The organism is Variovorax sp. GW821-FHT10B04 (assembly GCF_059415645.1).
Map to the genome: position 1 here is coordinate 39,653 of NZ_JBWKNQ010000006.1, position 26,263 is coordinate 65,915.

General features: G+C 68.9%; 26 protein-coding genes. 10 read left to right on the forward strand and 16 right to left on the reverse strand.

Translation table 11 applies throughout. The features are described from left to right. Positions 1–975: a helix-turn-helix domain-containing protein gene (locus AC07PZ_RS16370; protein ID WP_495296172.1), complete on the reverse strand. Its 975-nt coding sequence runs from the start codon at positions 973–975 to the stop codon at positions 1–3. A gap of 306 nt (positions 976–1,281) precedes the next feature. Between AC07PZ_RS16370 and AC07PZ_RS16375 the strand changes: the two genes are divergently transcribed. Then, a complete protein-coding gene (locus AC07PZ_RS16375) occupies positions 1,282–1,848 on the forward strand; it encodes a hypothetical protein (protein ID WP_495296173.1) in 567 nt (188 codons plus the stop codon). 18 nt (positions 1,849–1,866) lie between these two features. Here AC07PZ_RS16375 and AC07PZ_RS16380 read toward each other — a convergent pair whose 3' ends face one another. Genes AC07PZ_RS16380 through AC07PZ_RS16390 form a run of 3 tightly spaced genes read right to left on the reverse strand, consistent with a single transcriptional unit; the run spans position 1,867 to position 5,914 of the window. After that, positions 1,867–3,171 carry a c-type cytochrome gene (locus tag AC07PZ_RS16380; protein ID WP_495296174.1) on the reverse strand — a complete coding sequence of 435 codons (1,305 nt, stop codon included), beginning with the start codon at positions 3,169–3,171 and terminating at the stop codon, positions 1,867–1,869. After that, complete coding sequence (locus AC07PZ_RS16385; protein WP_495296175.1) at positions 3,168–5,414, reverse strand: xanthine dehydrogenase family protein molybdopterin-binding subunit; 2,247 nt, start codon at positions 5,412–5,414, stop codon at positions 3,168–3,170. Before AC07PZ_RS16385 ends, AC07PZ_RS16380 begins: the two co-directional genes overlap by 4 nt. Then, complete coding sequence (locus AC07PZ_RS16390) at positions 5,411–5,914, reverse strand: (2Fe-2S)-binding protein (protein ID WP_495296176.1); 504 nt, start codon at positions 5,912–5,914, stop codon at positions 5,411–5,413. Before AC07PZ_RS16390 ends, AC07PZ_RS16385 begins: the two co-directional genes overlap by 4 nt. A gap of 163 nt (positions 5,915–6,077) precedes the next feature. On the opposite strand from AC07PZ_RS16390, the gene AC07PZ_RS16395 reads away from it, so the two are divergent. Next, positions 6,078–7,655, forward strand: coding sequence for a phospholipase D family protein (locus AC07PZ_RS16395; RefSeq protein ID WP_495296177.1), 1,578 nt, complete (start codon positions 6,078–6,080; stop codon positions 7,653–7,655). Positions 7,656–7,687: 32 nt separating this feature from the next. On the opposite strand, the gene AC07PZ_RS16400 is transcribed toward AC07PZ_RS16395, so the two are convergent. Continuing rightward, positions 7,688–8,443, reverse strand: a complete 756-nt coding sequence (locus AC07PZ_RS16400; protein WP_495296178.1) for a hypothetical protein — start codon at positions 8,441–8,443, stop codon at positions 7,688–7,690. 187 nt (positions 8,444–8,630) lie between these two features. On the opposite strand from AC07PZ_RS16400, the gene AC07PZ_RS16405 reads away from it, so the two are divergent. Together AC07PZ_RS16405 and AC07PZ_RS16410 are read left to right on the forward strand one after the other, a co-directional pair. Then, positions 8,631–8,858, forward strand: coding sequence for a hypothetical protein (locus tag AC07PZ_RS16405; protein WP_495296179.1), 228 nt, complete (start codon positions 8,631–8,633; stop codon positions 8,856–8,858). A gap of 34 nt (positions 8,859–8,892) precedes the next feature. Then, positions 8,893–9,666 (forward strand): hypothetical protein, encoded by a 774-nt coding sequence (locus AC07PZ_RS16410; protein ID WP_495296180.1) that lies wholly within the window; start codon positions 8,893–8,895, stop codon positions 9,664–9,666. A gap of 100 nt (positions 9,667–9,766) precedes the next feature. Here the strand turns inward: AC07PZ_RS16410 and AC07PZ_RS16415 are convergent, their stop codons facing one another. The 5 genes from AC07PZ_RS16415 to hpaH are packed head-to-tail and all read right to left on the reverse strand — an operon-like array spanning position 9,767 to position 15,045. Further along, positions 9,767–10,825 (reverse strand): diguanylate cyclase, encoded by a 1,059-nt coding sequence (locus AC07PZ_RS16415; RefSeq protein WP_495296181.1) that lies wholly within the window; start codon positions 10,823–10,825, stop codon positions 9,767–9,769. Positions 10,826–10,862: 37 nt separating this feature from the next. Continuing rightward, positions 10,863–11,810 carry a fumarylacetoacetate hydrolase family protein gene (locus AC07PZ_RS16420; protein WP_495296182.1) on the reverse strand — a complete coding sequence of 316 codons (948 nt, stop codon included), beginning with the start codon at positions 11,808–11,810 and terminating at the stop codon, positions 10,863–10,865. Next, positions 11,807–12,688: a DODA-type extradiol aromatic ring-opening family dioxygenase gene (locus tag AC07PZ_RS16425; protein WP_495296183.1), complete on the reverse strand. Its 882-nt coding sequence runs from the start codon at positions 12,686–12,688 to the stop codon at positions 11,807–11,809. Before AC07PZ_RS16425 ends, AC07PZ_RS16420 begins: the two co-directional genes overlap by 4 nt. 42 nt (positions 12,689–12,730) lie before the next feature. Continuing rightward, entirely contained in the window at positions 12,731–14,215 is a 1,485-nt protein-coding gene (locus AC07PZ_RS16430; protein WP_495296184.1) for an aldehyde dehydrogenase family protein, read from the reverse strand. 23 nt (positions 14,216–14,238) lie between these two features. Then, positions 14,239–15,045, reverse strand: a complete 807-nt coding sequence (hpaH, locus tag AC07PZ_RS16435) for a 2-oxo-hept-4-ene-1,7-dioate hydratase (protein ID WP_495296185.1) — start codon at positions 15,043–15,045, stop codon at positions 14,239–14,241. A gap of 148 nt (positions 15,046–15,193) precedes the next feature. Here hpaH and AC07PZ_RS16440 point away from each other — a divergent pair, with 148 nt between their 5' ends. Both AC07PZ_RS16440 and AC07PZ_RS16445 read left to right on the forward strand, forming a co-directional pair. Next, on the forward strand, positions 15,194–16,129 hold the full coding sequence (locus tag AC07PZ_RS16440; protein WP_495296186.1) for a LysR family transcriptional regulator: 936 nt from the start codon (positions 15,194–15,196) through the stop codon (positions 16,127–16,129). Between the two features lie 93 nt (positions 16,130–16,222). Further along, on the forward strand, positions 16,223–17,185 hold the full coding sequence (locus tag AC07PZ_RS16445; protein ID WP_495296187.1) for a quinone oxidoreductase family protein: 963 nt from the start codon (positions 16,223–16,225) through the stop codon (positions 17,183–17,185). A gap of 25 nt (positions 17,186–17,210) precedes the next feature. Here AC07PZ_RS16445 and AC07PZ_RS16450 read toward each other — a convergent pair whose 3' ends face one another. From AC07PZ_RS16450 to AC07PZ_RS16475, 6 genes are all read right to left on the reverse strand, one after another. Beyond that, on the reverse strand, positions 17,211–18,473 hold the full coding sequence (locus AC07PZ_RS16450; protein ID WP_495296188.1) for a type II toxin-antitoxin system HipA family toxin: 1,263 nt from the start codon (positions 18,471–18,473) through the stop codon (positions 17,211–17,213). Next, entirely contained in the window at positions 18,463–18,795 is a 333-nt protein-coding gene (locus tag AC07PZ_RS16455) for a helix-turn-helix domain-containing protein (protein ID WP_495296189.1), read from the reverse strand. Before AC07PZ_RS16455 ends, AC07PZ_RS16450 begins: the two co-directional genes overlap by 11 nt. Before the next feature lie 63 nt (positions 18,796–18,858). Then, a complete protein-coding gene (locus AC07PZ_RS16460; protein WP_495296190.1) occupies positions 18,859–20,331 on the reverse strand; it encodes an amidase in 1,473 nt (490 codons plus the stop codon). A gap of 184 nt (positions 20,332–20,515) precedes the next feature. After that, positions 20,516–21,361 carry an outer membrane protein assembly factor BamD gene (locus AC07PZ_RS16465; RefSeq protein ID WP_495296462.1) on the reverse strand — a complete coding sequence of 282 codons (846 nt, stop codon included), beginning with the start codon at positions 21,359–21,361 and terminating at the stop codon, positions 20,516–20,518. Between the two features lie 50 nt (positions 21,362–21,411). After that, positions 21,412–22,563 carry an outer membrane protein assembly factor BamB gene (gene bamB / locus AC07PZ_RS16470; RefSeq protein WP_495296191.1) on the reverse strand — a complete coding sequence of 384 codons (1,152 nt, stop codon included), beginning with the start codon at positions 22,561–22,563 and terminating at the stop codon, positions 21,412–21,414. Beyond that, complete coding sequence (locus tag AC07PZ_RS16475) at positions 22,560–23,048, reverse strand: outer membrane protein assembly factor BamE (protein WP_495296192.1); 489 nt, start codon at positions 23,046–23,048, stop codon at positions 22,560–22,562. The genes bamB and AC07PZ_RS16475 overlap by 4 nt, the downstream gene beginning before the upstream one ends. Before the next feature lie 358 nt (positions 23,049–23,406). Between AC07PZ_RS16475 and AC07PZ_RS16480 the strand changes: the two genes are divergently transcribed. The 4 genes from AC07PZ_RS16480 (at position 23,407) to AC07PZ_RS16495 (ending at position 26,252) form a co-directional block, all read left to right on the forward strand. Next, positions 23,407–23,589 (forward strand): hypothetical protein, encoded by a 183-nt coding sequence (locus AC07PZ_RS16480; protein WP_495296193.1) that lies wholly within the window; start codon positions 23,407–23,409, stop codon positions 23,587–23,589. Positions 23,590–23,592: 3 nt separating this feature from the next. After that, positions 23,593–24,318 (forward strand): 2OG-Fe(II) oxygenase, encoded by a 726-nt coding sequence (locus AC07PZ_RS16485; protein ID WP_495296194.1) that lies wholly within the window; start codon positions 23,593–23,595, stop codon positions 24,316–24,318. Between the two features lie 117 nt (positions 24,319–24,435). Next, positions 24,436–25,512, forward strand: a complete 1,077-nt coding sequence (gene ada / locus AC07PZ_RS16490) for a bifunctional DNA-binding transcriptional regulator/O6-methylguanine-DNA methyltransferase Ada (RefSeq protein ID WP_495296463.1) — start codon at positions 24,436–24,438, stop codon at positions 25,510–25,512. 26 nt (positions 25,513–25,538) lie between these two features. Continuing rightward, positions 25,539–26,252: a 2OG-Fe(II) oxygenase gene (locus AC07PZ_RS16495; protein ID WP_495296195.1), complete on the forward strand. Its 714-nt coding sequence runs from the start codon at positions 25,539–25,541 to the stop codon at positions 26,250–26,252. Positions 26,253–26,263 lie beyond the last annotated feature (11 nt).

Sequence of the window (26,263 nt, forward strand, 5' to 3'; positions counted from 1 at the left end):
TCAGGCCCCTTGCACAGCCGGCGCGGGCCGCAGCGCATCCGCCCTCAGCGTCTGCGAGGGAAGCTCCGCGAACAGGCGCCTGTATTCGGACGCGAAGTGGCTCAGGTGCGAGAAGCCCGCCTGCGTCGCGATGTCGCCGATGCCGACCTGGTGCGGCAGCGTCCGGTGCAGCGTGCGGCGCACGAGGTTCAGCCGCATGCATCGCAGGTAGTCGGTCGGCGTCGTTCGCGCGACCTTCTGGAAGCTGTCCTGCAGCGAACGCCGGCTCGTGCGCAAGCGGACGCAGAGTTCCTCGATCGTGGGTGGCGAATCCGGCCGGGCCATGGTCAGGCGGTGGCACTCGCTCACGAGCACGTGCGCCGACAGGCCCTTGACGCGACGGCCTTCCCGGTTCGCGTCACGCAGCACACCGAGCAGCAGGGACTGCACGAGGTCTTCCATGGCGAAGTCGGAGCGTGACGGCAGCGCGTAGTCGGTGCCGCCGGTTCCGCAGACGAACATCGCGCCCAGACTGGCCTTGAGCCGGGCCAATGCGGCCGGCGCGGCGTCGAACACGGTGCGGCGCAACAAGGCCTGCAGCGGCACGGCGTCGGGCTGCTGGCTCAGGAGCTGGCCGAACTGGCGCTCGTCGACGGTCACGGCCAGCAGTTCCATCTGCGCCGGCCGATGCAACACGAATTCCTCACCGCCGCGAATCACGAAGACGCTGCTGTCCGTGACCTCGCGGCCCTGCATCCGCGCCGGTCCGGTGGTGCGCGCGAGGAAGGCGAAGCAGAGCTTCCCCACCGGTGGGCAGCCTTGCTGGACGACACGCTGGTTCATGGTCTTCCAGAACAGATGGGTGCCCCCGACCGTGATCTCGGTCATCGCGCTGCGCATCGCACCGCGGGATATCTGCTGGTAGCGCTGGTTCCATTCCGGCGCGGAAGCACCGTAGGTATGGAAGTCGTCGAAGTGGTCCAACTTGAACTGCATGGTGTCGATGGCGGAACGGAGCGAGGTCGGGCGAAGTGTGGCGAAGCGGGGGCGAGATGGCGCGTCGGTCGCCGAGGTTTGCACGCGGGTCCTGCGGCGTCAACATCCGGACCTTGCCGCGGGCCTGCGTTTCTGCCGATTTGGGCTACCGCATGCGGGCGGAGGTGCCCGACACTGCGCCGCCATTCTGAAAGGTTTCCCATGTGGACACGCCGTGTCTCGATCTCCCTGTCGTTGGCGCTCGCGGTCGGCCTTGCCGGCTGCGCGTCGACGGCTTCTCCACCCAAGACTGAAGGAAGCACCGCCATGAACCTCGACCAGACCCGACAAGCCCTGGTGGGCGAATGGGTGAGCATCGCACCCGAGATCCGTCCGAGCGCCAGCAAGAACCCCGACGGCACGCTCAAGCCCTTCTATCTGAAGCGCGACTTCAACTACGCCGCGGGCGACCGGTTCGAACTGAGCATCGTCAACTTCGCCGACCCCCACGGTGCCGTGCCGCTGACCCGCATCGTCATCAAGGGCCACATGGTCTGGCGCGGCGACCATCCGATTGCGGCCGGCGCCCAGAAGGTGGACTTCATCGCCGACGAAGGCTATGAGGTGACCCCGCTCATCCAGGGCTTCGCGGACCTGCTGAACAAGGTCGCCGGCAACGGCTTCCAGAAGTGGGAAGTGAACGGCACGCAGAGCGTCTTCGGCAAGACCTTCATTCCCTTCGGCCTGGCGGAAGGGAAGAACTTCATGGAATTCGACCTGGTCTACCTGAACCACGACATGCTGTTCTGGGGCGCCCGCAACATCGACGGGCGCGGCTTCGACACGGAGCAGAACCGCCCCACCAACCTGCAGATCCCGCTGGTCCGCAAATAGGCGAGGCCGGCCGCCCGGTCACTTGTTGCGCTGGGCCGCCACCATCTCCGGCGTCACCTTGCCCGCCTTGTTGCCGAACTGCGCGATGACGTAGTTGGCGAGCAAGGCGACTTCGGTGTCGGTGTAGGCCTTGCCGAACGCCGGCATGTACACGTCGTTGCCACGGACCCGCATGTTCACGCCCTGCAGGATCATCTGCGTCACGTTCGCGCCGTCGGGGTCGTTCACGCTGCGTGAACCGAGCAGCGCGGCGTACGGCGTCTGCTGGCCCTGGCCGTTCCATTGGTGGCAACTGGCGCAGGCCGCCGCAAACAGCTTCAGGCCCTGCGCGTGGCCTTCGGCCGTGTTGCTGGCCGGCGCCGCCGCACTCGCAGCCACCGCCCACGGCGCCTTGGCATCGATGGCGACCGGCGAATCTCCCTGCCGCGGCGGCACGCTGCGCAGGTAGCTGACCAGCGCGGCGATGTCCTGCGGCGCCAGGTACTGCAGGCTGTGGTCGACCGCCTCACCCATGGGTCCGCCGGCCGAGCCGCGCCCGTCCGCATGGCCGGTGGCGAGGTAGCTCGCGAGTTCGGCGTCGCTCCAGGCACCCACGCCGGATTTCGGGTCCGACGTGATGTTCCAGGCGCGCCAGCCCTGCAGCGTCGCGCCGGCCAGGTCGTTGCCCTTGTCCATCGCGAAGCCCACGTTGCGTGGCGTGTGGCATTCGGCGCAATGGCCCAGCGCCGTGGCCAGGTAGGCACCCTGGTTCCACTGCGCCGGCTTCGCCGGGTCGGCGACGAAGCGTTCGCTCTTGAAGAACGCGGCGTTCCAGAACCACATGGCCCAGCGCTGGTTGAACGGGAAGCCGAGGTCCGCCTCCTTGTTCGGCTGGCTCACCTTCGGCAGGCTGAAGATGTAGGCCTTGATCGCCAGCACGTCGCTTCGGCTGAGCTGCGTGTACGAGGTGTACGGGAACGCCGGGTACAGCCGTTGGCCGTCGCTGCGCACGCCGTTGTGCACCGCGCGCACGAACTCGTCGTCGGTCCACCGGCCGATGCCGGTGTCGGGATCGGCGGTGATGTTGGACGAGTAGATGGTGCCGAACGGCAGCACGAAAGGCACGCCGCCCGCGAACGGCTGGCCCTTGCCGGCCACCGTGTGGCAGGCGATACAGTCCGCCGCCTTCGTCAGGTATTCGCCACGCACCAGCACCGACGCGTCGACGGGTGCGCCGGCCAGCACCGGCGCCTGGCCTTCGGATGCATCGGTGCGGTTCAGGAACAAGCCGAGTGCGGCGCCGATGACCAGCAGCGCAACGATCACGATCGACAGCCGCTTCATGCTGCGCTCCCTTCTTCGCTGCGCGCCGGGCCCATGGCCACCTTCTTGAGCGCCTCCTTGCCTTGCACCAGCAAGGCACGGTTCACCGGCAGCTCGCGCAGGCGCACGCCGGTTGCCGCGAAGATCGCGTTGGCCAGCGCCGGCGCCGCGATCGCGGTACCGACCTCGCCGAGCCCGCCCGGGTCCTCCGCGCTCTTGACCACATGCACCTCGACCGTCGGCGTCTCGTTGATCCGCAGGCTCCGGTAGTCATGGAAGTTGCTCTGCTGGATCGCGCCGTTCTCGATCGTGATCTCGTTGAAGAGCGCCGCGCTCAGCCCGAACAGCAGGCCGCCCTGCGCCTGGGCCTCGACCGAGCTCAGGTTGACCGCGATGCCGCAATCGAGCGCCACCACCGCGCGCCGCAGCCGGACCTCGCCTTGCGGCGTGACCTCGACCTCGACCATCGCGCAGACGCGGCTGCCGAACGGATCGCCCACCGCCACGCCGCGCCCGACGCGTGCGGCCAGCGTGCCCTTGCCCCATCCCATCTTGTCGGCCGCCAGGTCGAGCAGGGCCAGGGTGCGCGGGTTCTTCTGCAGCATCGTGCGGCGGTAGGCCACCGGATCCTGCCTGGCGCGCGATGCCAGTTCGTCGATGAAGCTCTCGATGACGAAGAGGTTGTGCGTCGGCCCGACCCCGCGCCACCAGCCGACGTCCAGGCCGGGCGGCATGTCGTGGCGCACCCACTCGACCTTCAGGTTCGGGAAGTCGTAGGCCGGCTCGGCCACGCATTCGATCAGGTCGCCGTCCATGCCGTTCTTGCCCATGAACGCTGGTGCCCAGCGGCCCAGCACGGTGCCGCCGCTGATGCGGTCGCCGAACCAGAGCAGCTTGCCGGCGGCATCGACCACCGCGGAGATGTTGTCGTGGTACATCGGCCGCACGATGTCGTGGCCGATGTCTTCCTCGCGGGTCCAGACGACCTTGAGCGGATACGGCACCTGCCTGGCGAAGGCCACGGCCTGTTCGACCGAATCGGTCTCGAGCCGCCGGCCGAAGCCACCGCCCAAATACTGGTTGTGCAGCACGACCTTGGCTTCCGGCAGGCCGGTGATCTTCGCCGCGACGCTCACGCAGCGCGCGGGCACCTGCGTGCCGACCCAGATCTCGCACTGGCCGGCCGTGACGTGCACCGTCGTGTTCAGCGGCTCCATGGTGGCGTGCGCCAGCATGGGCAACTGGTAGGTCGCTTCGACCAGCGTGCCGTCGGGCCGCTTGCCGACCTCGCGGCCGACGATGGACTTGCCCTTGGCCAGGCTGTCGGCCAGCGCGTCGCGCAGCTTGCGGGTGCTGAGGCCGGCGTTCGCGCCGGGTGCCCACTTGATCTTCAGCGCATCGAGCCCCTGCTTGGCCGCCCAGAAGTGCTCGCCGACGACGGCGACCGCGTTCGCGATGCGGATGACGTCGATCACACCCGGAATGGCGCGTGCGGCCTTGTCGTCGACCGATGCCAGCGTGCCGCCGAGCGTCGGACACGCCTTGACCGTCGCGACCTTCATGCCGGGCAGGCGGACGTCGATGCCGAACTGCGTGGCGCCATTGACCTTGTCCGGCGAATCGACCCGGCGCAGGGGCTTGCCGATGACGGTGAAGTCCTTCGGGCTCTTCAACGTGAGCTTGCCCGGCATCGGGAGTCTGGCCGCGTCCGCCGCCAGCGGGCCGAAGCCGAGTTGCCGGCCCGAAGGCGCATGGCTCACCACGCCGCGGGCGACCGTGCACGTCGCCGGATCGACCTTCCAGCGCGCGGCGGCCGCGGCCACCAGCAGCGTGCGCGCGACCGCGCCGGCATCGCGCAGCACGCCCCAGGTGCTGCGCGTGCTGGTCGAGCCGCCGGTGATCTGGCCGCCCAGGAGCGGCATGCCGTAGAGCGCTTCGTTGGGCGGCGAATGCTCGACCCGGACCTGGTCGAGCTCGACCCCCAGTTCCTCGGCGACCAGCATGGCCGAGCCGGTGTAGATGCCCTGCCCCATTTCGACCATGGGCATGACCAGCCGCACGCTGCCGTCCGCATCGACGCGGATGAAGGCGTTGGGCGCGAAGGGCGGGTTGCCGTCGGCCAGCGCAGCGGCCGGGTCGCCGGGCTGCTGGCGTGAATTGATGGCGGCAATGGCCTTGCCTGCGCCGCCGAGCCATGTGAAGGCGATGGCGAGGCCGCCGGCCTGGAGCAGGCGCCGGCGATCGAATGGTGGCACCGGGTTCATGAGGCGCTCCCGGCCGGTGCGGACACGATCGACTGCAGCACCTCGGGCTTGCCCGTGGCCGCCTGCTTGATGGCGGCACGGATCCGCACATAGGTCGCACAGCGGCAGATGTTGCCGGACATGGCCAGGTCGATGTCCGCATCGCTCGGGTTGGGAACGCGCTTCAGGAGCGCCGCCGCCGACATGACCTGCCCGGACTGGCAGTAGCCGCACTGCACCACGTCGACGTCGAGCCATGCCTTCTGCACCTGCTTGCCGCTGGCGGTCTCTGCGACGCCTTCGATGGTGGTGACCGGCTTGGCGCCGATGCTGCCGACCGGCAGCACGCACGAGCGGACCGCCTGGCCGTCGACGTGCACGGTGCAGGCACCGCACTGTGCGATGCCGCAGCCGAACTTGGTGCCCGTCAGCCCGACGACGTCGCGCAGGACCCAGAGCAGGGGCATGTCCCTGGGTACGTCGACGGCATAGGGCTTGCCGTTGATTTGGAGATCGATCATGGGGTTCCTTTTGTTATCTTTTCGCTCGCCCATGTTTCCGGGCAGCGCCGTCACACCGGAAGATTCCACCACGATTCGCTTCTTCGCGTCGAGACTGTGCAGCGCGCGCACACCGAACCGACGGCCTGGTCACAATCCTGCGGGTACTGAAAGTGAGAAGCCGATGACCCGTCTTTCGAGAATGCTCGCCATGCTGCTGCCCTTCGGGGCCATGCTGCTTGCCGCCTGTTCGACCTTGCCGCCGCCGGTCGACCGCACGCCGGTGGCCGCGATCGCCGCCAGCCCGCAGGAGCTTCTGGGCCGCGTTGCGGCGCAGAGCGTGCCGGCGGGCAAGGGCTCGGGCTTTCGGCCGCTCCCGCTGAGCGCCTGGTCGATGGACGCGCGGCTCACGCTGGTGCGCAACGCGCAGAAGAGCCTGGACCTGCAGTACTACCTGCTGCAGAACGACGTGACCGGCCACACGCTGGTCCGCGCGGTGCGCGATGCGGCCCTGCGTGGCGTGCGCGTTCGGCTGCTGGTCGACGACCTCTACACGGCCGACAGCGACGCGATGCTGCTGGCCCTGGCGGCCTATCCGAACGTGGAGATCCGGCTGTTCAACCCGTTCCCCTCGGGCCGGTCCTTCTTCCTCACGCGCTGGGCCTTCGCGCTGGGCGACTTCTCCCGCATCAACCACCGCATGCACAACAAGATGCTGATCGCCGACGGCGCCTTCGCGGTGGCCGGCGGACGCAACATCGCCGACGAGTATTTCTTCGGCAGCAAGGGCGGCAATTTCGTCGACTTCGACCTGCTGATCGCCGGCGCCGCCATACCGCGCCTGGCCGGCATCTTCGACGTCTACTGGAACAGTCCCCGCATCTATCCGCTGCACGCGGTGGCCATGAGCCGAAAGACCACCGACACGCTGCGCGAGGACTTCGAGCGGCTCACGGCCGACGCCGTCTCGGCCTATCCGAGTCCGCCTGCCGACAAGCCCGACCTGCTGGGCTATCTGCCGCTGAGCGCCGACATGGCGAGCCCGCCGCTGCGGCTGCTGTACGGACACATCGACGCCTTCGCCGACGACCCCGAGAAGGTCAATGGGCGTGCGCAGGACGGCAACGATCCCACCACCGTCACCGCGCGCGTGGGCAGGGCCATCTCGCAAGCCAAGGCCGAGGTGGTGCTCGGCTCGCCTTATTTCATTCCCGGCAAGCCGGGCATGGACGGCATGCGCAACGCGCTGCAGAACGACGTGCGCGTGGAGGTCATCACCAATTCGCTGGCATCGAACGACGAGCCCTTTGCCAGCGCCGCCTATGGCCGCTATCGGGTCGACATGCTGAAGATGGGTGTCGAGCTGTACGAGATCGACTCCAGCCAACTGCACAACGATTCGCTGATCAGTGCCGCGCTGCACGCGTCGATCGGGCGCTCGCATTCCAAGCTCATCGTGTTCGATCGCGAGACCACCTTCGTCGGCTCGATGAACATGGACCTGCGTTCCTCGCGCGTGAACACGGAGCTCGGCATGCTGGTGCATTCACCCGAACTGGCGGAAGACGTGCTGCGCCTCGCCGGCCGGCTGCGCGAAGCCGGCAGCTACCGCCTGCGCCTGAAGCAGCCGGGGGACCACCTGCAATGGGTCGGCGTCGAGAACGGCGTGGAGACCGTGCATGACAGCGAGCCGAACGTCGACTTCGGCACGAAACTGCAGCTGTGGCTGGTGTTTCCTTTCGTCAGCGAGAGCCTGCTGTAGCGGTGGGTTGCGCCGCAGGCCCCACGATCGCTTCACGCAAGGGCGGCGCCCACCCGGTCGGCGAGCACCATGAGGCGCTTCTTGTCCACCAGGTTCAGGTTCGAAGGCGGTTGCTGGCTCGGATCGGCCGGGAAGAACAACGGGGTCCGCACGTGCAGTTCGAAATCCTCGTCGGTCTGGAACACATGGCCTCCGTTCACGGCCCTGAGATAGCAGGCCGCGAGCGGTCCCGCGACCTGTATGACCTCATGGCAGCTCGCGAAGAAGCTGTTGGGCAACAGCGGGATGGCGTCCCGGACCGCCGCCTGCACGCGCGAGAAGCTTGCACCGTCTGCATCCAGCGTCGTCCGTCGCAGCGCATCGGCCAGCGCCTTCTTCTGAGGTGTCACGCCGCGTTCGCCAGATACCGGCCCCGGTGACTCAAACGCAGGTGCCGCGCCGGACGCTTCCATCAACGCTTTCGACAGCTTGGCGTGCAATTCAGCATGGAGCACCTTGTCGTTGCGCTGCAAGTGCTGACGCAACTGCCACACCGTCTTCTGGAATTTCGGATCGTTGCTCAGTTCCCCGATCTGCCCGAGGAGCGCCAGGTTGGTACCGGTTGCAGGGACATGGCCCTTGTCGAGCGCGAACTTCTTCGACAGGTCCGACAGCTTCTGGATGGGCGTGCCTGTCGGCAGTGTCGTGTCGGGCGTCGCAACGGAGGCCGCACTCCCGGACGGATTCAGTTGCGGGAGCGGCAGGCCGCCGAGGTGCTGGGTCTTCGTGAATCCTGCGGGAGCGATCATGGCAAGTCCTTGGTGAAACGCCGAAGCGGCGCGGCCGCACTATCCCGTGCGCCGCCAGCCAGCGCCGTCAGCAGCGCGAAGCGACGCCCACCGGCGCGAGCCTTCGGCAGCGGCCTGGGTCCGGCACTGACCCGCGCGGTCAGCCCATGCCTACAGGCGCGCGCCGCGCCCGCGCCACCATGCATGGATGCCCGAGCAAAGTCCCCTGCGCCTTCTTTCCCTGTTCGTCGACGAGCTGGAAAGCGGTGCCTTTCACTGGTTTCTCTGCGAGCGCGATCCGGTCAGCCTGAAGTGGGAAGAGATCGAGAGCGGTGGCTATCCTTTCGAGATGTGGATCGACGCCTGGGATGATGGCTGCCTCGCACTGCATGCACAGGTGGGCGACATGCGCATCGGCCCGCGCCGGCAGGCGTAGGCATCGATAGATACGAACAGACAAGGGCACACCCATGCGCGGCGGCATCGACCTCAGTTCCTGGCAAGGCGCCGTTTCGACGCTGTTCGGGCTCGTCATCGTGTCGCTCGTGGCGGTCGGCATCCGCCTGCTGGTGATGCACAGCGTGCAGCAGCGGCGCGAGCGGCAGAACCGGCAGGTCAACGAGCGGTTGAAGATCCTGATCGCGGCCTACAAGACGCTGGGCGGCTCGTTCACCGGCGACCTGGCGGTCGACCCGAGCCACATGCGGCAGCTGCGCATGCAGGCCGATGCCGCCGACGCAGCGCTGGAGCGGGCCGAGGCGGCGATCGAGGCCCAGGGCCAGCCCGCTGCGGCGCCGCGCCCCGCCACGGAAAGCTCGGACCGGCGTCGCCGCATCCGCGACGCGGTGGAAGCCGCGCTGTCCGACGTCATCCTGCTCGGGACGCAGGAGCAGGTGCAGTTGGCGGTTCGCGCGGCCAACGACATGGTGGCGGGCCGCGTCATCGAGACGGCGGACCTGGTGACGTCGCTGCGCACCTTCATCCGCGACGTGCTCGATCTCGAAAGCCTGCCGCCGGCGCTCGTGATCCCCAAGCAGGGGCCGGTGCGCGTGAGCGGCACGGCCAGCAGCCGCAACCGTGCGGGGCAGAACGCAGGCGGCGGAGGCTCCGGTGGTGGTGGTGGTGGCGGCGGACGTGGCGGGGCGGACCAGGGCGGAGGCGGCAGCGTTGGGGGCGGCCATGCAGATGCCGCGTTCTCGCACCGCGACAGCGCACTCGACCCCGACGCGACGCATCACGCATAGAGATCGCGCAGACAGACCACGACGGAAAGGGACGTAAAGGGACGGAAACGAACGGAAAGGCGACCGGCACCGGCCGCCGGACGATGGACGCCAGCCGAATTCAGCGCCCGGCCACCTCGGTCCTGCCCCGCTGGCGCCGCTTGACCACGTACAGCGCCGCATCCGCGCTGGCCATCCAGGCCCGGGAGGACGCCATCGCCGGCTCATAGCAGGCGATGCCGGTGCTGATGCTGATGGCCGGATCGCCGCCGATCAGCGCCATGCGCAGCCGCAGGTCGACCTGCAACTGCTCCGCGAAAGCGATCGCCTGCGCAGCGCCCGCGTCCTGCAGCAGCACGACGAACTCGTCGCCGCCGTAGCGCGCCGCCAGGTAGCCACGGCGAGCCCGCATGCGCAGCACTTCGCCCATCTCGCGGATGACGAGGTCACCGGCCGCATGGCCGCCGGCATCGTTGATCTGCTTGAAGTGGTCGACGTCGCACAGCAGGAGCACGGCGTCGGGCGTCTCCGGCGCGGCGCGCATCAGGCGGAAGATCGCGTCGAAGGTGTCCTCGAAGCTGCGGCGGTTGTGGACACCCGAAAGCGCGTCCTCCAGGCTCATGCGGCGCAGCGCCTCGCGGCTGCGGTGCAGGTTGCGCGCGAGCAGCAGCATGGTCCAGCCGAAAGCCGGAAAGTAGAGCGCCAGCACCGGCAGGCAGGCGACCTGCACGCGCAGGCTGGAGTCGGGCGTGAAATGCCAGGGCAGGAACAGGGATGTCGCCACCATGCCCAGCACGCCGGCGCCGACGCCCTGGCACCACAGGCGCCAGCCGCCGACCGACAGGTTGTTCATGCTGATGATGGTCAGCGCGATCGCGCTCGGCACCAGGTTGCCGCCGATGACATAGACGCCGTAGGTGGCCAGCGCCGCGTCCACCAGCAGGTTGCGCTTCTCGGCCTGGTCGGGCGTGCGCGAGCGCATGGAGCGCTGGTACGCGATGTGGGGCCAGATCAGCGCGCCGAAGATCACCATCGCCCATGTCCAGGGCGGGCCGCCCCGCTCGAACAGCGCCATCGCCATTCCGAGACCGCCCAGCCCGAGGCCCGCAGCGCGCGGCAGATAGATCTGCTGGGGCAGACCGGCGCCGGCACGCGGCGGTCGGGGGTCGAAGATCGGCATGGCCGATCATCGCAGCAGAAGCGCTCGGATTACCAGTTCAAGAGGCTGCCTTGGCGTCGCGCAGGTTGTCCCGCAGCCATTCCGGCACGCGTTCGTCGAAGCCCAGCGCCACGCGCCGCACTTCGGGTGTGTCGGTCGGTGCGTGGCCGACGCCCAGCGCGCTCGCGCGCGGCGCGTCGACCGCCACCACGGTGCCCGCGACGCGGCCGAGACCGGTGATCTCGCAGGCCACCTCGCTGCCCGCATCCACCGACCGCGAATGGCAGGGCGTGCCCATCAGGATCACGTCGCCGGCCACCAGCGTGATGTGGCGCGCGATGTCGGCGATCACGTAGTGCGGTCCCCAGATGGTCTCGTCGCCGATGTGCGCCTCCTGCACGATGCGGCCGTTGACGAAGGTTCGCAGCGTCTGCGCGAACAGGTCGACGCCGCGCACGATGCCGGGGCCGATCGGCAGCAGCGTGTCGGCGCCCTTCACGCGCAGCATCGAACCCTGGTCGGTGTCGCGGAAGTCCTGCAGGCCCATGTCGAGCGCCGGGCAGAAGCCCTCGATGAAGTCCCAGGCCTCGTCGGGCGTGACGTTGCGGCAGGTCTTGCCGATGACGACCGCGTACTCGCCCTCGTAGTTCAGGTACTTGCAATCGGCCGGCTTCAGGATCTGGCCGCCGTGGCCGTTGAGCGACGTCGGCGGCTTGGTGAAGTAGGTCGGCGTTTCGCTGGGCTTGGGGCGCTGCCGCGTCTCCTGGCTGCGCGAGCTGTACGAGATGTGGACCGCGATGATCTTGCTCGGCGCGACCGGCGGCAGGTAGTTCTGTTGCGCCGGATCTAGCAGCCGGCCGTCGTCGAGCCGCAGCCGGCCCTGCGACGGGCCGTCCTCGACCATCGTGCCCCAGAAGGCGCTGCCGCCGAGCAGCACGCGGCGGCGTTCGACCCGCGGGCCGCTCAACACGGCGGGCAGGGTATGGAAGGGAAATTCGAAGTTCATGTCGGTGTTGGCGTGGCGTCGAACCACACGTGGATGTTGCCGGTGCCGCGCGCGTTCTCGTAGTCCGACAGCGGCTCGCCGACCGCGCGGCAGGCCACGCCGCCCATGGCGCCGAGCATCTGGAGGTAGTGCGCGCCGAAGGCTTCCCACGGCCTGCGGCGGTAGTCGTCGTTCCAGCGCGCGAGGATCTCGTCGTGCCGGCCCTGGCGCATCCAGTCGATCGCGGCCTTGTCGCTCACCACGTTCTCGGGGCTCGACACGTTGCTCTCATGAAAGATGCGCGGATTGCGCGGGCGCCAGTCGATGCCGTTGAAGCGGTGGCTGAGCGCGCCCGACGCCAGCAGCACCACGTTCAGGTCGCTGCGCCGGATCGCCTCGCCGATGTCCTCGCCGGAGCGCAGGAAGTGCGGCCATTCGCAGTTCTGGCAGGAGCTGACCGTCAGCACCCGCGTGCCGCGCAGGTCGAACTGCAGTTGCTTGACGACGTTGATCGTCGCGTAGTGCTTGCCCAGCCCCGGATGGCGGATCGCACGCACGTAGCCCTGGCGCTCGCGCGAGACCGCCTCGATCTGCACCGCAAGGTCCGGGCAGCCGCGGTAGTCGTAAGGCACGCCGTGCAGGTACCACGGCATCTCGTCGGAGATGTAGCTGCCCTGGTAATGGTCGCCGCCATCGACCAGGTGGTAGCCGGTCGTGAACCAGTGCGAATCGAAGATCACGACCACGTCGGGCGCAAGCGCCTCGATGCGGCGGCGCAGCCGGCCGTAGCCGGCGATCAGGTCGGAATCGGCGCCTGCGCCCTGCAGCACGCGGAACTCCTCGCACTGCATCAGGCCGGGGTGGTGCGAGACGATCGCGGCACCAAGGATGTGTCCCATGGGTGGTTCCCTCGTTCTGGAATCTTTGAACCGGTTGTGGCTTCAGCGATGGCTGAAGCTGGCCCTGAAGGGCTTCTTGGGCAGCACGATGTCCTTCACGTCGCAGAAGAACTCGAAGCTCCAGTCGCCGCCTTCGCGGCCGACGCCGGAGCGCTTGATGCCGCCGAAGGGCGCGGCCAGGTCGCGGATGCCGAAGCTGTTGACCCAGATGAAGCCGGTGCGCACGCGCTCGGCCACCTGCGCCGCATGCGCCGTCTCGCCGTAGCACACGCCGCCGAGCCCGTAGTCGGTGCCGTTGGCCAGCGCGACCGCTTCGTCGTCGCTGTCGAAGGTCTGCAAGGTCAGGACCGGGCCGAAGACCTCGTTCTGCACGATCTCGCTGTCCTGCGCGACGTCGGTCAGCAGGGTCGGCTGGTAGTACTGCGCACCGAACGCATGGCGCGCGCCGCCCCACAGCACGCGGGCGCCGGCCGCGACCGCGCGCTCGACGAAGCCCGCCACGCGCTCCAGCTGGCGCGGATGGATGATCGGGCCGACCTCGGTCGCCGCGTCGCGCGGATCGCCGACCGTGAGCCGCTCGACCTGCGCGCGCATCGCAGCCACGAACGCATCGGCCACCCGCCGGTGCACCAGGATGCGCGTGCCCGCCAGGCAGACCTGGCCGGCGTTGCGGTACATCAACGCGCCGGTCGCGGCCGCCTGGTCGAGGTCGGCATCCTCCAGCACGATGAACGGGCTCTTGCCGCCCAGCTCCAGGCTGCAGGGCACGAGGTTGGCGCCCGCGGCCTGCGCGATGCGCCGCGCGGTCGGCACCGAGCCGGTGAAGGACACGCGCGCGATGCGCGGGTCGCCGACCAGCTGGGCGCCCGTGGTGGCGCCCGCGCCCTGCACCACGTTGAACACACCCGGCGGCAGGCCGGCCGCATGGGCGGCATCGGCCAGCAGCGAGCAGGTCAGCGGTGCCCATTCCGGCGGCTTCAGGATGCAGGTGTTGCCCGCGGCCAGTGCGGGGCCGAGCTTCCAGGTCGACAGCATCAGCGGCGCGTTCCAGGGCGTGACGATCGCGACCACGCCGGCCGGGTCGTGGCGCACGCGGTGGAGCGCCTGCTCGGTATCGATCTCGCGGTTCTGCAGGTCGAGCGCGTGCTGCGCGAACCAGGTGATGTTGAGCATCGCGCGCGGCGCCACGCCGTGGCGCATGCGCGAGAGCAGCACGCCGGCATCGTTGCTCTCCAGCAGGCAGAAGGCGTCGGCGCGCTGGCCGATCTCCTCGGCGAAGCGGTCGAGAAAGGGCTTGCGTTCGGCCGCCGTCAGCACGCTCCACGCCGGGAAGGCCTGCTGCGCCGCCGCGATGGCGGCGTCCACGTGCGCAGGCAGGCCTTCGGCGATCCGGCCCAGCAGGCGCTGGTCGATCGGGCTGTGCAGTTCGAACGTTTCGTCCGAGGCGATCCGCCGGCCGCCGATGTAGTGGTCGGGCGACACGGCGATGCCGGCGATGTCGAGGAGGCTCGAGGTGACGGAGGACATGGGTAGGCTTTCTGGCTGCCGCATCACACGAAGCGTGCGGAGATGGAACCGAGCGGGCCGTAGTCCGCGTGGAAGACGTCGCCGCGGCCGCAGGCCACCGGCCGGGTGAAGGAACCCGCGAGCACGATCTCGCCGGCCTCCAGCGACTGGCCGTGCGCACCGAGCCGGTTCGCGAGCCAGGCGATGCCGTTGGCCGGATGGTTGAGCACCGCGGCGCCCAGCCCGGACTCCTCGATCACGCCGTTCTTGAACAGCAGGGCGCCGGCCCAGCGCCAGTCCACCGCATCCGGCCGCATCGGCCGTCCGCCCAGCACGATGGCACCGTTGGCCGCGTTGTCGGCGATGGTGTCCAGCACCCGGCGCGGTGCGCTGGTGTGGCGATCGAACTGCTCGATGCGGGCATCGATCAGCTCCAGCGCGGGGACGACGTAGTCGGTGGCGTTGAGCACGTCGAAGATCGTGACGCCCGGCCCGCGCAGCGGGCGCGCCAGGATGAAGGCGAACTCGACCTCCAGCCGCGGCACGATGAAGCGATCGACCGGTATCTCCGCGCCGTCGCGCAGCAGCATGTCGTCGAGCAGCGTGCCGTGGTCGGGCTCGGTGATCTGCGAAGCGATCTGCATCGCGCGCGAGGTGAGCCCGATCTTGTGGCCGATCACGCGGCGGCCTTCGGCCAGGCACAGCGCCATCCAGGCGCGCTGGATCGCATAGCTGTCGTCGATGTCCATGTCCGGATGCAGGCGGGAGAAATGCGCGAGCTGCAGGCGCGAGCGCTGCGCGTCGTGCAGCTGGCGCGCCAGCTCGGCATGGGTGTCGGGAAGGAGATTCACGGTCGCTGGGGCGGGCCCGGAGTGGATGGCGGTCGCAGTATCCGAGCACCCTTCCTTCACGACAATCGACAAATATTGACCGATTAGTAAGCAGCGCCGGACAATCGCCGCGCGCCGCCGCGCCCCACCTCATGCACGCACGCCAACCATGCCCCTGACCCGTTTCACGCTCCGCCAGTTCGAGGCCTTCGCGGCCGTCGCCGAGTTGCGCAGCTTCTCCGCGGCCAGTGCGCAGATGGGGCTGTCGTCGTCCGCGGTGAGCCAGTTGATCGCCGAACTGGAAACGACGCTGGGCTTTCGCCTGTTCGACCGCAACACGCGGCGGGTCGACCTGTCGAGCGCGGGGCGCGACTTTCTCGGATCGGCACGCAGCGTGCTGCGCCATGCGCAGATGGCCGAGTCCGCCGCGTCGGATGTGCGCAACCGGGCCTCGGGCGTGGTGCGGGTCGGCGCGCCGCTGGTGCTGGCCAGCGCGGTGTTGCCGGGCGCGATCCGCGCGTTCTGCGCCGACCGGCCGAACGTGGTCGTGCGCATCCGCGACACCGCCGTGGACGACCTGGTCGACCGCATCGCGGGCGGCGACCTGGACCTGGCCGTTGGCCCCGACCGCAGCGGCATCGGCCAGGTCGAAGCCATGCCGGCCTTCGACAGTCCGTGGGTGCTGTGGTGCTCGCCGGGCCATCCGCTGGCCGCGCGCAAGTCGCTCGTCTGGACCGACCTGCGCAACGTCCGCCTGGTCGCCGCCGGACGCGATCACGAACGCAGCGTCGCGCAGATGCACCTCAACGCGCCCGAGGGCACGCGCATCCAGGCGGTCGACGTGGTCGACAACATCTCGACCGCACTCGGCATCGCCGCCCAGGGCCTCGCGGCGACGCTGGCACCGGCCTACGTGGGCGTGGTCGCGCTGCCGCTCGGGCTGGTGATGCGGCGCGTCCGGGCACCGGAGGCGATCCGCCAGGTCTGCGTGTACCGGTCGACGGTACGTGCATCGCCGCCGGCGGCGGAAGCCTTCCACGAGTTCCTGCTCGGCTGGTTGAAGGACTGGCATCGGGCGTCGAAGGCACGTCCGGCAGCGAGGTGACGGGCGCTCGCTGATATGTGCATAATGCACACATATTCAACCTGACCGAAGCGTGCCCTGCGTGCGCCGGTCATCGCATCGGCGGAGCGGAACATGAAAGCAGCGATCGTTGTCGAGGCGGGCCGGGCTCCGGTCTACGGTGACTTCAAGGACCCGACGGCATCGGCCGGCCAGCGCCTCGTCCGGGTGACGGCCTCGTCGATCAGCCATGTGACGAAGAGCCGTGCATCGGGCACGCACTACAGCGCCGGCGGCGCGCTGCCCTTCATCCCCGGCATCGACGGCACGGGCGTCGACGAGAACGGACGGCGCGTCTATTTCATCCTGCCGGAGCCGCCGTACGGTGCGATGGCCGAGCATTGCGTCGTGGACGCGGACCATTGCATCGCGCTGCCGGACGGCCTCGGCGACGACACCGCCGCGGCGATGGCGATCCCGGGCATGTCGTCATGGGCGGCGCTGCGCGAGCGCGCGCAGTTGCGCGCCGGCGAGACCGTGCTGGTCAACGGCGCGACCGGCAGCTCGGGCCGGCTTGCGATCCAGATCGCCAGGCACCTCGGCGCCGGCAAGGTGATCGCGACCGGCCGGCATGCCGCGTCGTTCGACGACCTGCGGCGCCTCGGCGCCGACGTCACGATTGCGCTCACGCAGGACCGCGACGCGCTGGAGGCGGCGTTCAAGGCCGAGTTCCGCCAGGGCATCGACGTGGTGCTCGACTACCTGTGGGGGCCAAGCGCAGAAGCGCTGGTGGTGGCCGCCGCCAAGGCCGGGCCCGAGGGCGTGCCGATCCGCCATGTGCAGATCGGCGCGGCCGGCGGCCAAAGCATCGACCTGCCGAGTGCGGCACTGCGGTCGTCCGCCCTGCAGCTCATGGGCAGCGGGATCGGCAGCATCCCGTTCCCACGGCTGCTGCGGGCCATCGAGGGCGTGCTGGCGGCGGCACCCGATGCGGGCTTCGAGATCGCGACCGGGACGATGCCGCTCGCGGACATCGCAACGGCGTGGGCTGCCGGCACGACGGGGCACGCGGGCGCGAGGATCGTGCTGCGGCCGTGAGCCGTGGCCCACGGCGCATGCGCCATCACGCATCCGGCCGCTCTTCGAAGAAGAAGCAGTCCGGCAGGAAGGCCGGCGCCACGTAATCGATGTCTTCGGCCGAGACACCGCACGAGAAGAAGCCATCGCGCCAGTGCCGCGCGACATCGACGATCCGGTCGATTTCGGCGCGCGCTGCCTCTGCCGACAAACCGAAGCGGCCCGCCTGCGACAGCAGGTTGTAGATGCTGGCGGTGCGGCCGTAGTTGCCGACTGTCAACGCGAGGTCGCGCCGCTCCAGGCTGACGACGGGTGCCGGCACCAGGTCGTAGGCCGGCGACAGGCGCCACCCCTTCTGCCGACGCAGCAATGCATGGTTGCGCGGATGGTCATCGTTGTTGGTCACTGCCGCATTGAAGACCATTCGCCTGAACAACTCGGCGCAATCGGCCTCGGGCTTGTCGGACCACCGGCGAAGGTTGTCGGCCATCAGCGGGTAGGACCAGCGTTCCCGATCCAGATGGCTGTCACCACATTCCAGCACCGTGAGTCCGCTGACGAGCCCGATGCGCAGGTAGCCTCCGTCCGTGTATTCGCGGTCGAAGCGCTGCAGCATCAACACGTCGTTCTCGCCGACCGCCTGCAATCGCGCCTGTGTGACGTTCAGTCCGCAACGGCGCGCGAGATCGAGCGTTGCGAACTCCACCCGCTGCATGTTGAAGCGGTCATCCCTGGCCGGGAACTTGCCAAGCCAGAGATTCTGCGCATCTTCGATGGTGGCCTTCGGCCGCGCACCGCCCATGCTGGTGCCGGGATCGAGTTGTGCGAGCAGATGCGCACCGACGGCGCGCCCCTCCTCGATCGCCTGCGTCGCCGAAATCAGTTCGGCCAACTGATGCGTGCGGTTGTACTGGCGCCTTGGCGCGGGCGGCTCGGCTGTCAACCCGAAGCTCAGGCAGCCCGCGCCATCCTGCGGCCCATGCAACAGGTAATCGACCTCCTGGAGATCGGCCGCGCTGCGCTCCAGCTTGTGTTCGATGACGCGTCGACCCCAGGCGTCGGGACTGGCATCTCGCACCGCACCCGGAATTCCCTTGAGCAGGGTGAACTCGAAGACTTGCCTGGCAAGCGGCAGTTGAAACGGATCGAGTGCGATGGCCTCCGCCCGCTGCAGGTAGCGGTCGCCGTAACGGAACCGCCCGACCTGTGTGCCGTTGGGCAAGGTCTGCACCCTGAGCAGCGCTGCCGGCACGGTCTCCAGGCTGCCGGGCAGTTGGAGGTAGACGTAAGCCTGGCGCTCAGAAGTCATAGTCGTCGTCCGCCTTGCGCGGCTTGCCTGCGCGTACCGGGCGGCGCGAGGCTTCGAGTGCCTTGCCATGGAGATCGGCATCGGGGTCGGCGACCGCGTCCAGCGACTTCTCGATGCCCAGCGCCCACAGCACGGTGATGCAAACCCCCAGCGCGGTACCCGGCTTGCCAAGCTCGAGCGACGTCAGCGTGTTGCGGGTGATGCCGGCCTTGGCGGCGAGCTCCGCAGCCGACCAACCGCGACGCAGTCGCGCAGTTCGAATGCGCTGGCCGATCTGCGCAACCTGCTCCGCAAGCTGCGGCGGCATTGTGAATTTGCTCATTAAATTGGGCATTGAGTTCTTCAATGCCCAACATATTAAGCTTTCAGGAGAAACCTGCGCGCCTCACTGCGCCGTGACGTGCACCCCTGGCCGTTGCCCGGCGTTCCACTTGCCGCCCAGCGCGCGCTCGATCTGCGCGGCCAGCTGCAGCAGCAGGCCGTCGTTGGCCTGGCGTGCCTGCGCCTGGATGCCCAGCGGCAGGCCGGTCTCCTGCTGCGCCATCGGCAGCGAGATGCCCGGCATGCCGCACAGGTTGGCCAGCGGCGTGTACGCGAAGTTCTGCCACAGGTTGGCAAACCAGTCGTAGACCGACGGATTGGTGCTGGTCGTCAGGTACTCGGTGGTGCCGACCCTGGGCGTCGGCAGCGCGGTGATCGGCGTGAGGATGATGTCCCACTCCTCGAAGAACTGACCGAAGGCGCGCGACGTGGTGTTGAACACCGCCTGCATCTTCGAGCGTTCGGTGTACGAGGTGTTCAGGCCGGCTTCCCAGATCTTGATGTTGATCGGTTCGAGCAGATCGGCCGGCGGCCGCTCGTAGCCCAGCCGGGCGATCTGGCCCGCGATGACCTGCGCGAAATTGCTGATGTAGCAGGTGGTCTGCGCGGCAAAGGCGCCCTGGAAGTCGACCTTCGGCAGCGCCCATTCCACGTGATGGCCCAGGCCTTCGAGGAAGCGGCCGACGCGCTCGAGTTCGGCGACGAAGTGCGGCGTGGCGCGGAAGTCGCCCCACTCGTGCGACAGCGCGATACGCAGCTTGCCCGGGTCGCGCCGGACCAGTTCGCTGTAGGGCTCGGCCGGCGACCAGAAGGGCATGAACTCGCCCGGCGCGCCGCCGCGGACATGGTCGACGAAGGCGGCCGTGTCGCGCACGGTGCGGCTGTGGCAGCCCTGGATCGACACCAGGCCCGACAGGTCCGACAGGCCGGGCGCCAGCGAGAACACGCCACGCGACACCTTCAGGCCGATGTTGCCGTTCACGCCGGCCGGAATGCGGATCGAGCCGCCGCCGTCGGTCGCGTGCGACATCGGCAGCACGCCGGCCGCGACCGCTGCCGCGGTGCCGGCGGACGAGCCGCAGGTGGTGTAGTCGAGATCCCACGGGTTGCGCGTGACGAAGAGGCTGTTCTCCACGGAACTGCAGACACCGAACTCGGGCGTGGTGCTGCGGCCGATGATGTTCAGGCCGGCCCGGCGCAGCTGGCCGGTGAGAAAGCTGTCCTCGGCCGGGCGATGGCCCTGCATCAGCAGCGAGCCGAATTCCTGCAGCCGGCCCTTCAGCGTCGGGCCCAGGTCCTTCATCAGATAGGGCACGCCGGCGAAGACGCCGTCGGGGTTCATGCCGTCCTTCAGCGGGTCGGCCACCACGTCATCGAAGACCTGGACCACGGCGCTCAGCGACGCATCGGTCTTCGCGATGGCGGCCGCGGCCTGCGTCGCCAGTTCGGCTGGCGTCACCTCGCCCTTGCGCACCCGATCCGCCAACGCCACCGCGTCGTGATCGGCCCATTCGTCCCAGCTCATTGCCAGCGTCATGTCGGTTGTCCGTTCTCTTCCGTGAATGCGGCGCCCCATGGCGCCGCGGTTGTCGATCCGGGGCCGGCCAGGCCGCACCCCGATCCACGGAGGTTAGCCTCTACCGACGGAGATCGTCACGGCCGGCCCGTTTCGCCGAGCGCGCCAGTACAGCAATGCGCCGACCGGCCGCGCCGTCGACCGATCACCAGACCTTCCACCAGGGGTCGTCCTTGGAGCGGAATCCGCGGGTGACGTACTCGCTCTTGGGGTAGTTGGCCGACAGCACGCGCTTGGTGTCGTCGCGCAGGTCGTTCAGGCCCAGCGCGTCGTACGACTGCACCATGATGTACAGCGCCTCTTCCAGGGCCGGCACGCCGCGGTAGTCGTTGAGCGCGAGCTGTGCCCGGTTGATCGCCGCGAGGTAGGCGCCGCGCTGGTAGTAGTAGCGCGCCACGTGCACCTCGTACTGCGCCAGCGAGTTCACCACGTAGGTCATGCGCTGGCGCGCGTCGGGCGTGTAGCGCGACTCGGGGAAGCGCGTGACCAGTTCCTTGAACGACTCGAAGGATTCCTTGGCCGCCTTCTGGTCGCGCTCGGACAGGTCCTGGCGGGTCATGAAGGAGAACATGCCCAGGTCGTCGTTGAAGTTGATCACGCCCTTCAGGTAGAGCGCGTAATCGATGGCGGGGCTGGCGGGGTGCAGCTTGAGGAAGCGGTCGAGGGTGGCGATGGCGGCAGCCTTCTCGCCGCCCTTGTACTGGGCGTAGGCCTTGTCGAGCTGGGCCTGCTGGGCCAGGGGCGTGCCTGCGGCGCGGCCTTCGAGCTTCTCGTACAGCGGCACGGCCTTGTCGAAGGCGCCGGAGTCGGCCTCGTCCTTGGCTTCGCTGTAGATCTTGTTGGGACTCCAGTTCGCGGTCTCGTCGACCTTCGTCGTCGAGCAACCGGCCACCAGCCATGCGGCTGCGCACAGCGCCAGCAACGCGGGCCGGGCCAATGGATGGCGGAGTGCCGGGTCGGCGACCGGGGCGGATGTGCGGACGTAGGGCATGCGGTTCGTAGATGGAGAAATGGGTGCGCGCTGCGCGCCGTGGGTGGTCGTCATTCGCTGCGGTAGCCGAAGATACCGCCGTTGCGCGTCACGACCACGACGGTCCGCCCGGCCAGCACGGGCGGAGCGGCAATGCCCGACCCGTCGGGCGTGACGCGGCCGAGCAGCGTGCCGTCCTCGCTCGACACGAAGTGCAGCGTGCCCGAGTCCTCGCCGATCGCTAGCATCGGTCCGACGGCCAGCGGCGCGGTGAGTTCGCGGTAGCGCAGGCGCTGCGACGTCCAGGCGGGTTCGCCGTCGCTGCGGCGCCAGGCCACGACATCGCCGTTCGCTTCGGTGCCATAGACGCGTTGTGCGTCGCCGCCGAGCCCTTGCGCCCCCATCGATGGCCGCGACCAACGCAGCGTCGCCTGCGCGGTGTCGACGCAGCCAACGGTTGCCTGGTAGGCGCGCGCGCAGACCACGTCGCCCACGCGGCTCGCGGGGCCGGTCAGGTCGACCAGCCGCTCGACGTCGTTGGTGCCACGCGGCGCCGCGAGAGAGGCTTCCCAGCGGCTGCTTCCGTTGGCCGGATTCAAGCCGATGAGCCGGCCGCCGGCACCGGCGACGAGCGTGTCGCCGACGGCCAGCAGCACGCCGGGCCGCTTGAGCACGAGGTTGTCCGCCGTGCGCGGCTGCGACCAGAGCCGGCGGCCGCTCGCGCCGTCCCACGCGCTGAGCGTGCGGTCGGCCGTCTGCACGAAGACCCGTTGCCCCGACACCCACGGCGCCGTGTAGCCCTGCGCCGCCAGACGCTGGCGCCAGAGCGGATGCCCGTCCTTCAGCACCACGAGTTCGTTGTCCTGCGTGATCACCGCGGCCAGGCTGCCGTCGCTGCCGACGCCCGCCAGCAGCGGTGCGCCGACCGACACGCGCCAGCGCTCGGTGCCCGATGCGGCATCGATGGCCGCCACGGTGCCGTCCGACGCGGCCACCGTCACGGTGCCGTCGTTGACCGCGATGCGCAGCGGAAACGTCGTCGCCGGAAGGTGCGCCGCCCAGGCTTGCCGGACATGCGGCGATCCGGCATCGGCCGGCAGCGCAACGGGCTTCGGCTTCTCGCCGTTCGACGCGCAGGCAGCGAGCGCGGCCAGCATGCAGGCGACGGCGAAGGCACGGACCCCGGCCGACACGCGCGGCGAAGAAAGGGCAACCGCGCTCACGGCTTCGACTCCAGGGGCGGGTAGCTGGTGGGCAGCGGCGCCTTCGCGGTCGGCACGGGCGCGGCTGCGGCCGGCGGGAACCTGCGCAGTTCGTCCTCCGAGGCCTCGAGCCGTGGCACCTTGCCCACGTGCCGATGCGGGTCGAGCATGGCGACGAAGTCCTGCTCGCTCGGCATGCGGTCGGCCACGATGCGGCTCAACGCATCGCCGTCGAAGAACAGCGCCAGACCCAGGCGCTGCTGCGCCACGCCCTGCCGGTCGATCGTGAAGATGTAGTCCCAGCGGTCGGCATGGAAGATGTCGGTCAGCAGCGATGTGCCGACGATCTCTCGCACCTGCTGGCGCGACATGCCGACCTTCAGCGCGTCGACCTGCTCGCTCGATACGACGTTGCCCTGGACGACTTCGACCTGGTAGGGCGTGACGGCGGCAAGCGCGCCTTGCGTGCGGCCGGTCAGGCTGCCGCAGGCGGAAAGGCCAAGCACGGCGATGAGCGCCAGCGGGCACCACCTCAGTGGACGGGGAATGGAAGGAAGCATCGAAGATGAAAGGCTGCGCAGCGATGCCGGTGAAGGAGGCTGCATGGGGGAAAAGGCGACGCACGCGCGGCGGTGACGCGCCACGCGCACAGGACGCGAGAACGATCCGGACACGCCTGCAGGATGGCCGACAACCTTGGAGAAATCTGGTTCGGCACCGCAAGGCCCGTGCGGACGCCAGGCATGCCGGAGATTGCATGACAAGAAACGGAGTTTCGAGATGGCGACGCGCACCTAATGTCCGCTTCGGTCAGCCGGGTGCATGCATCTGCCCGACCGATCCGTTCACATCAAGGAGGCAATCATGAAATCGATCATCGACAGCGGCAACGGCCGCAATGGCCGTCGCCACGTCATCGGGCAGCTCGGCGCAGGTGCCGCAGTGCCTGCCGCGGCCGTGGGCGCCAACGCGGCACGCGCGAAGTCCCGGGATGACGAAGACGGCGTCACCGCACTCCAGCAGCTCGGACTGATCCGCAAGGCCTGAAGGATGGGCACGCGACCGACATCCCCGGCGCTGCCGTTCGCGGTGCCCTTCGACACAGAGAGCGTCGGGCGCTCGCTCGACGCGCATGGCCATGCGGTGCTGCGTTCGCTGCTCGACGTGCAGGCCTGCCGGGAACTGGCCGCCCTGTATGCGCGGACGGACGTCTATCGAAGCCGGGTCGTCATGGCCCGCCACGGGTTCGGCCGCGGCGAATACAAGTACTTTGCCTATCCGCTGCCGCCGCTGCTCGAAGGGTTGCGCCATGCGCTGTACTCGCAGTTGGCACCGATGGCGAACCGCTGGAACCGGCTGCTGGGGATCGACGTCCGCTATCCCGATACCCTCGACGACTTTCTCGCCCGATGCCATCGGGCGGGTCAGACGCGGCCCACGCCGCTCATCCTCGAATACGGCACCGGCGACTTCAACTGCCTGCATCAAGACCTGTATGGGGAGCACGTCTTCCCGCTGCAGGGGGCGATCCTGCTGTCCGAACCGGAGACAGACTTCACCGGCGGGCATTTCGTCATGACCCAGACCGCCGGCAACCGGCAACATGCCGATGTCGTGCCGCTGCAGCAGGGCGACGCCGTGGTATTCGCCGTGCATCGGCGGCCGGTGCCGGGCAAGCGCAGCGGCACGCGTTCCGTGACGATGCGCCACGGCGTGAGCCGGGTCCACACGGGACGGCGGCATACCGTGGGCCTGATCTTCCATGACGCGCTCTGACCGTCTCCGCGGCATGGGCCGGCGATGCCGGAATTCGACAGCAAGAATCGGATTTCCCATGGTCGCAGGCGCGCCTATCCTGAGCCCGTTGATCGATCGTCAAAGGGGGAAATTGCCATGAGTGAAGTCCACAAGGATCCGACGGCCTATGCGACGGACGAGCTGCGCTGGCAGGCGGTGCAGGAAGGCGATCCGGCCGCGGACGGCCACTTCGTCTATGCCGTGCGCACCACGGGCATCTATGGCCGGCCCAGTTCCTCGGCACGCATGCCGCGGCGCGAAAACGTGTTCTTCTTCGAGTCCGCGGAAGCAGCGGAAGCGGCGGGCTACCGGCCGAGCCGCCGCGCCCACGGAGACCGGACCCGCGTCGCCGCCGCGCGCGCCGAGGTCATCGCACAGGCTTGCCGCCTGATCGAATCGTCCGAGACGCCGCCCAACCTCGACGAACTCGCCGCAAAGACAGGCCTGAGCCCCTTCCACTTTCATCGCATGTTCAAGGCGGAGACCGGCGTCACGCCCAAGGCCTACGCGGCAACCGACAGGGCCCGAAAGCTGCGGCAGGAGCTTGGCAGCGATGGCGTGTCGGTGACCGATGCGATCTACGGGGCCGGCTTCAATTCCAACAGCCGCTTCTACGAAGCGTCCGAACAGTTGCTGGGCATGCGCGCGCGGGACTACCGCGCCGGCGGCGTCGGCGCGGTCATCCGCTTCGCGGTAGGCCAGTGTTCGCTGGGCGCCATCCTCGCGGCACAGAGCCAGCGAGGCATCTGCGCCATCCTGCTCGGCGACGATCCGGATCGACTGGTGCGCGATCTGCAGGACCGCTTCCCGAAAGCGCGGCTGATCGGCGGCGATGGCGACTTCGAGCAGTTGTTCGCGCAGGTGGTCGGCCTGGTGGAGGCACCCGCCATCGGCCTGAACCTGCCGCTCGACGTTCGCGGCACCGCGTTCCAGGAACGCGTGTGGCAGGCCCTGCGTGAAGTGCCGCCCGGCACGACGGTGAGCTATGCCGAGATCGCCCAACGCATCGGGTCACCGAAAGCGGTCCGCGCCGTCGCGCAGGCCTGCGGCGCCAACAACATTGCCGTAGCCATCCCCTGCCATCGCGTCGTGCGGCGCGATGGCGATGTCTCCGGCTACCGCTGGGGCGTGGAACGCAAGCGCGAATTGCTCCGGCGCGAAGCAGGATCGTGAAGGGCGGCCAGTCGATGGCGCCGGCCATGTCCGCGACGGCCGCCACAGACGTCATCCGCGACGAGGACTGGCGGGCAGTCCACCGGCAACTGGATGCGGAAGGCCATGCGCCCCTCCCCACGCGACTCGATGCGGCGCAGATGCAATGCTGCGCGCGCATGGCCCGGGAAGGCACGGGACTGCACCGCGTTGCGCCGGTACCGGACGGGCTCGGGCGCGGCGACCTGCTTCGTTTCGACGGCGACCTGCCCGCACCGTTGTCGGCCTGGCAAGCGATGCTCTACCGCCAGTTGGTGCCCATCGCCAACGCGTGGAACGAGAGACTGGGCATCGATCGCCGCTACCCGCCCGAGTTCGAACGCTTCATCGAACACAACCGCCGCGCCGGGCAGACCCGTACGCAGTCGCAGCTGATCCGGCTGCGCGAACACGACCACCTCGCGCTGCATCAGCGCAACGACGGGGAGCACGTCTTTCCATTGCAGGTGGTGGTCTTGCTGTCCACGCCCGGGCGCGACTTCACGGGTGGCGAATTCGTCATGACGGAGCAGCGTCCACGCATGCAGTCGCGCCCCGTCGTCGTGCCGATGAATCGCGGCGACGCGGCCGTCATTGCAACAGGCCAACGCCCGGTCGATGGCGCCAACGGCCCTTACCGGGTCAACCTGAAGCACGCCATTGGCCATGTGCGCGGCGGCGAAAGGCTCGGCCTCGAACTGACCTTCCACAACGCGTCCTGACGCCGCAGCGC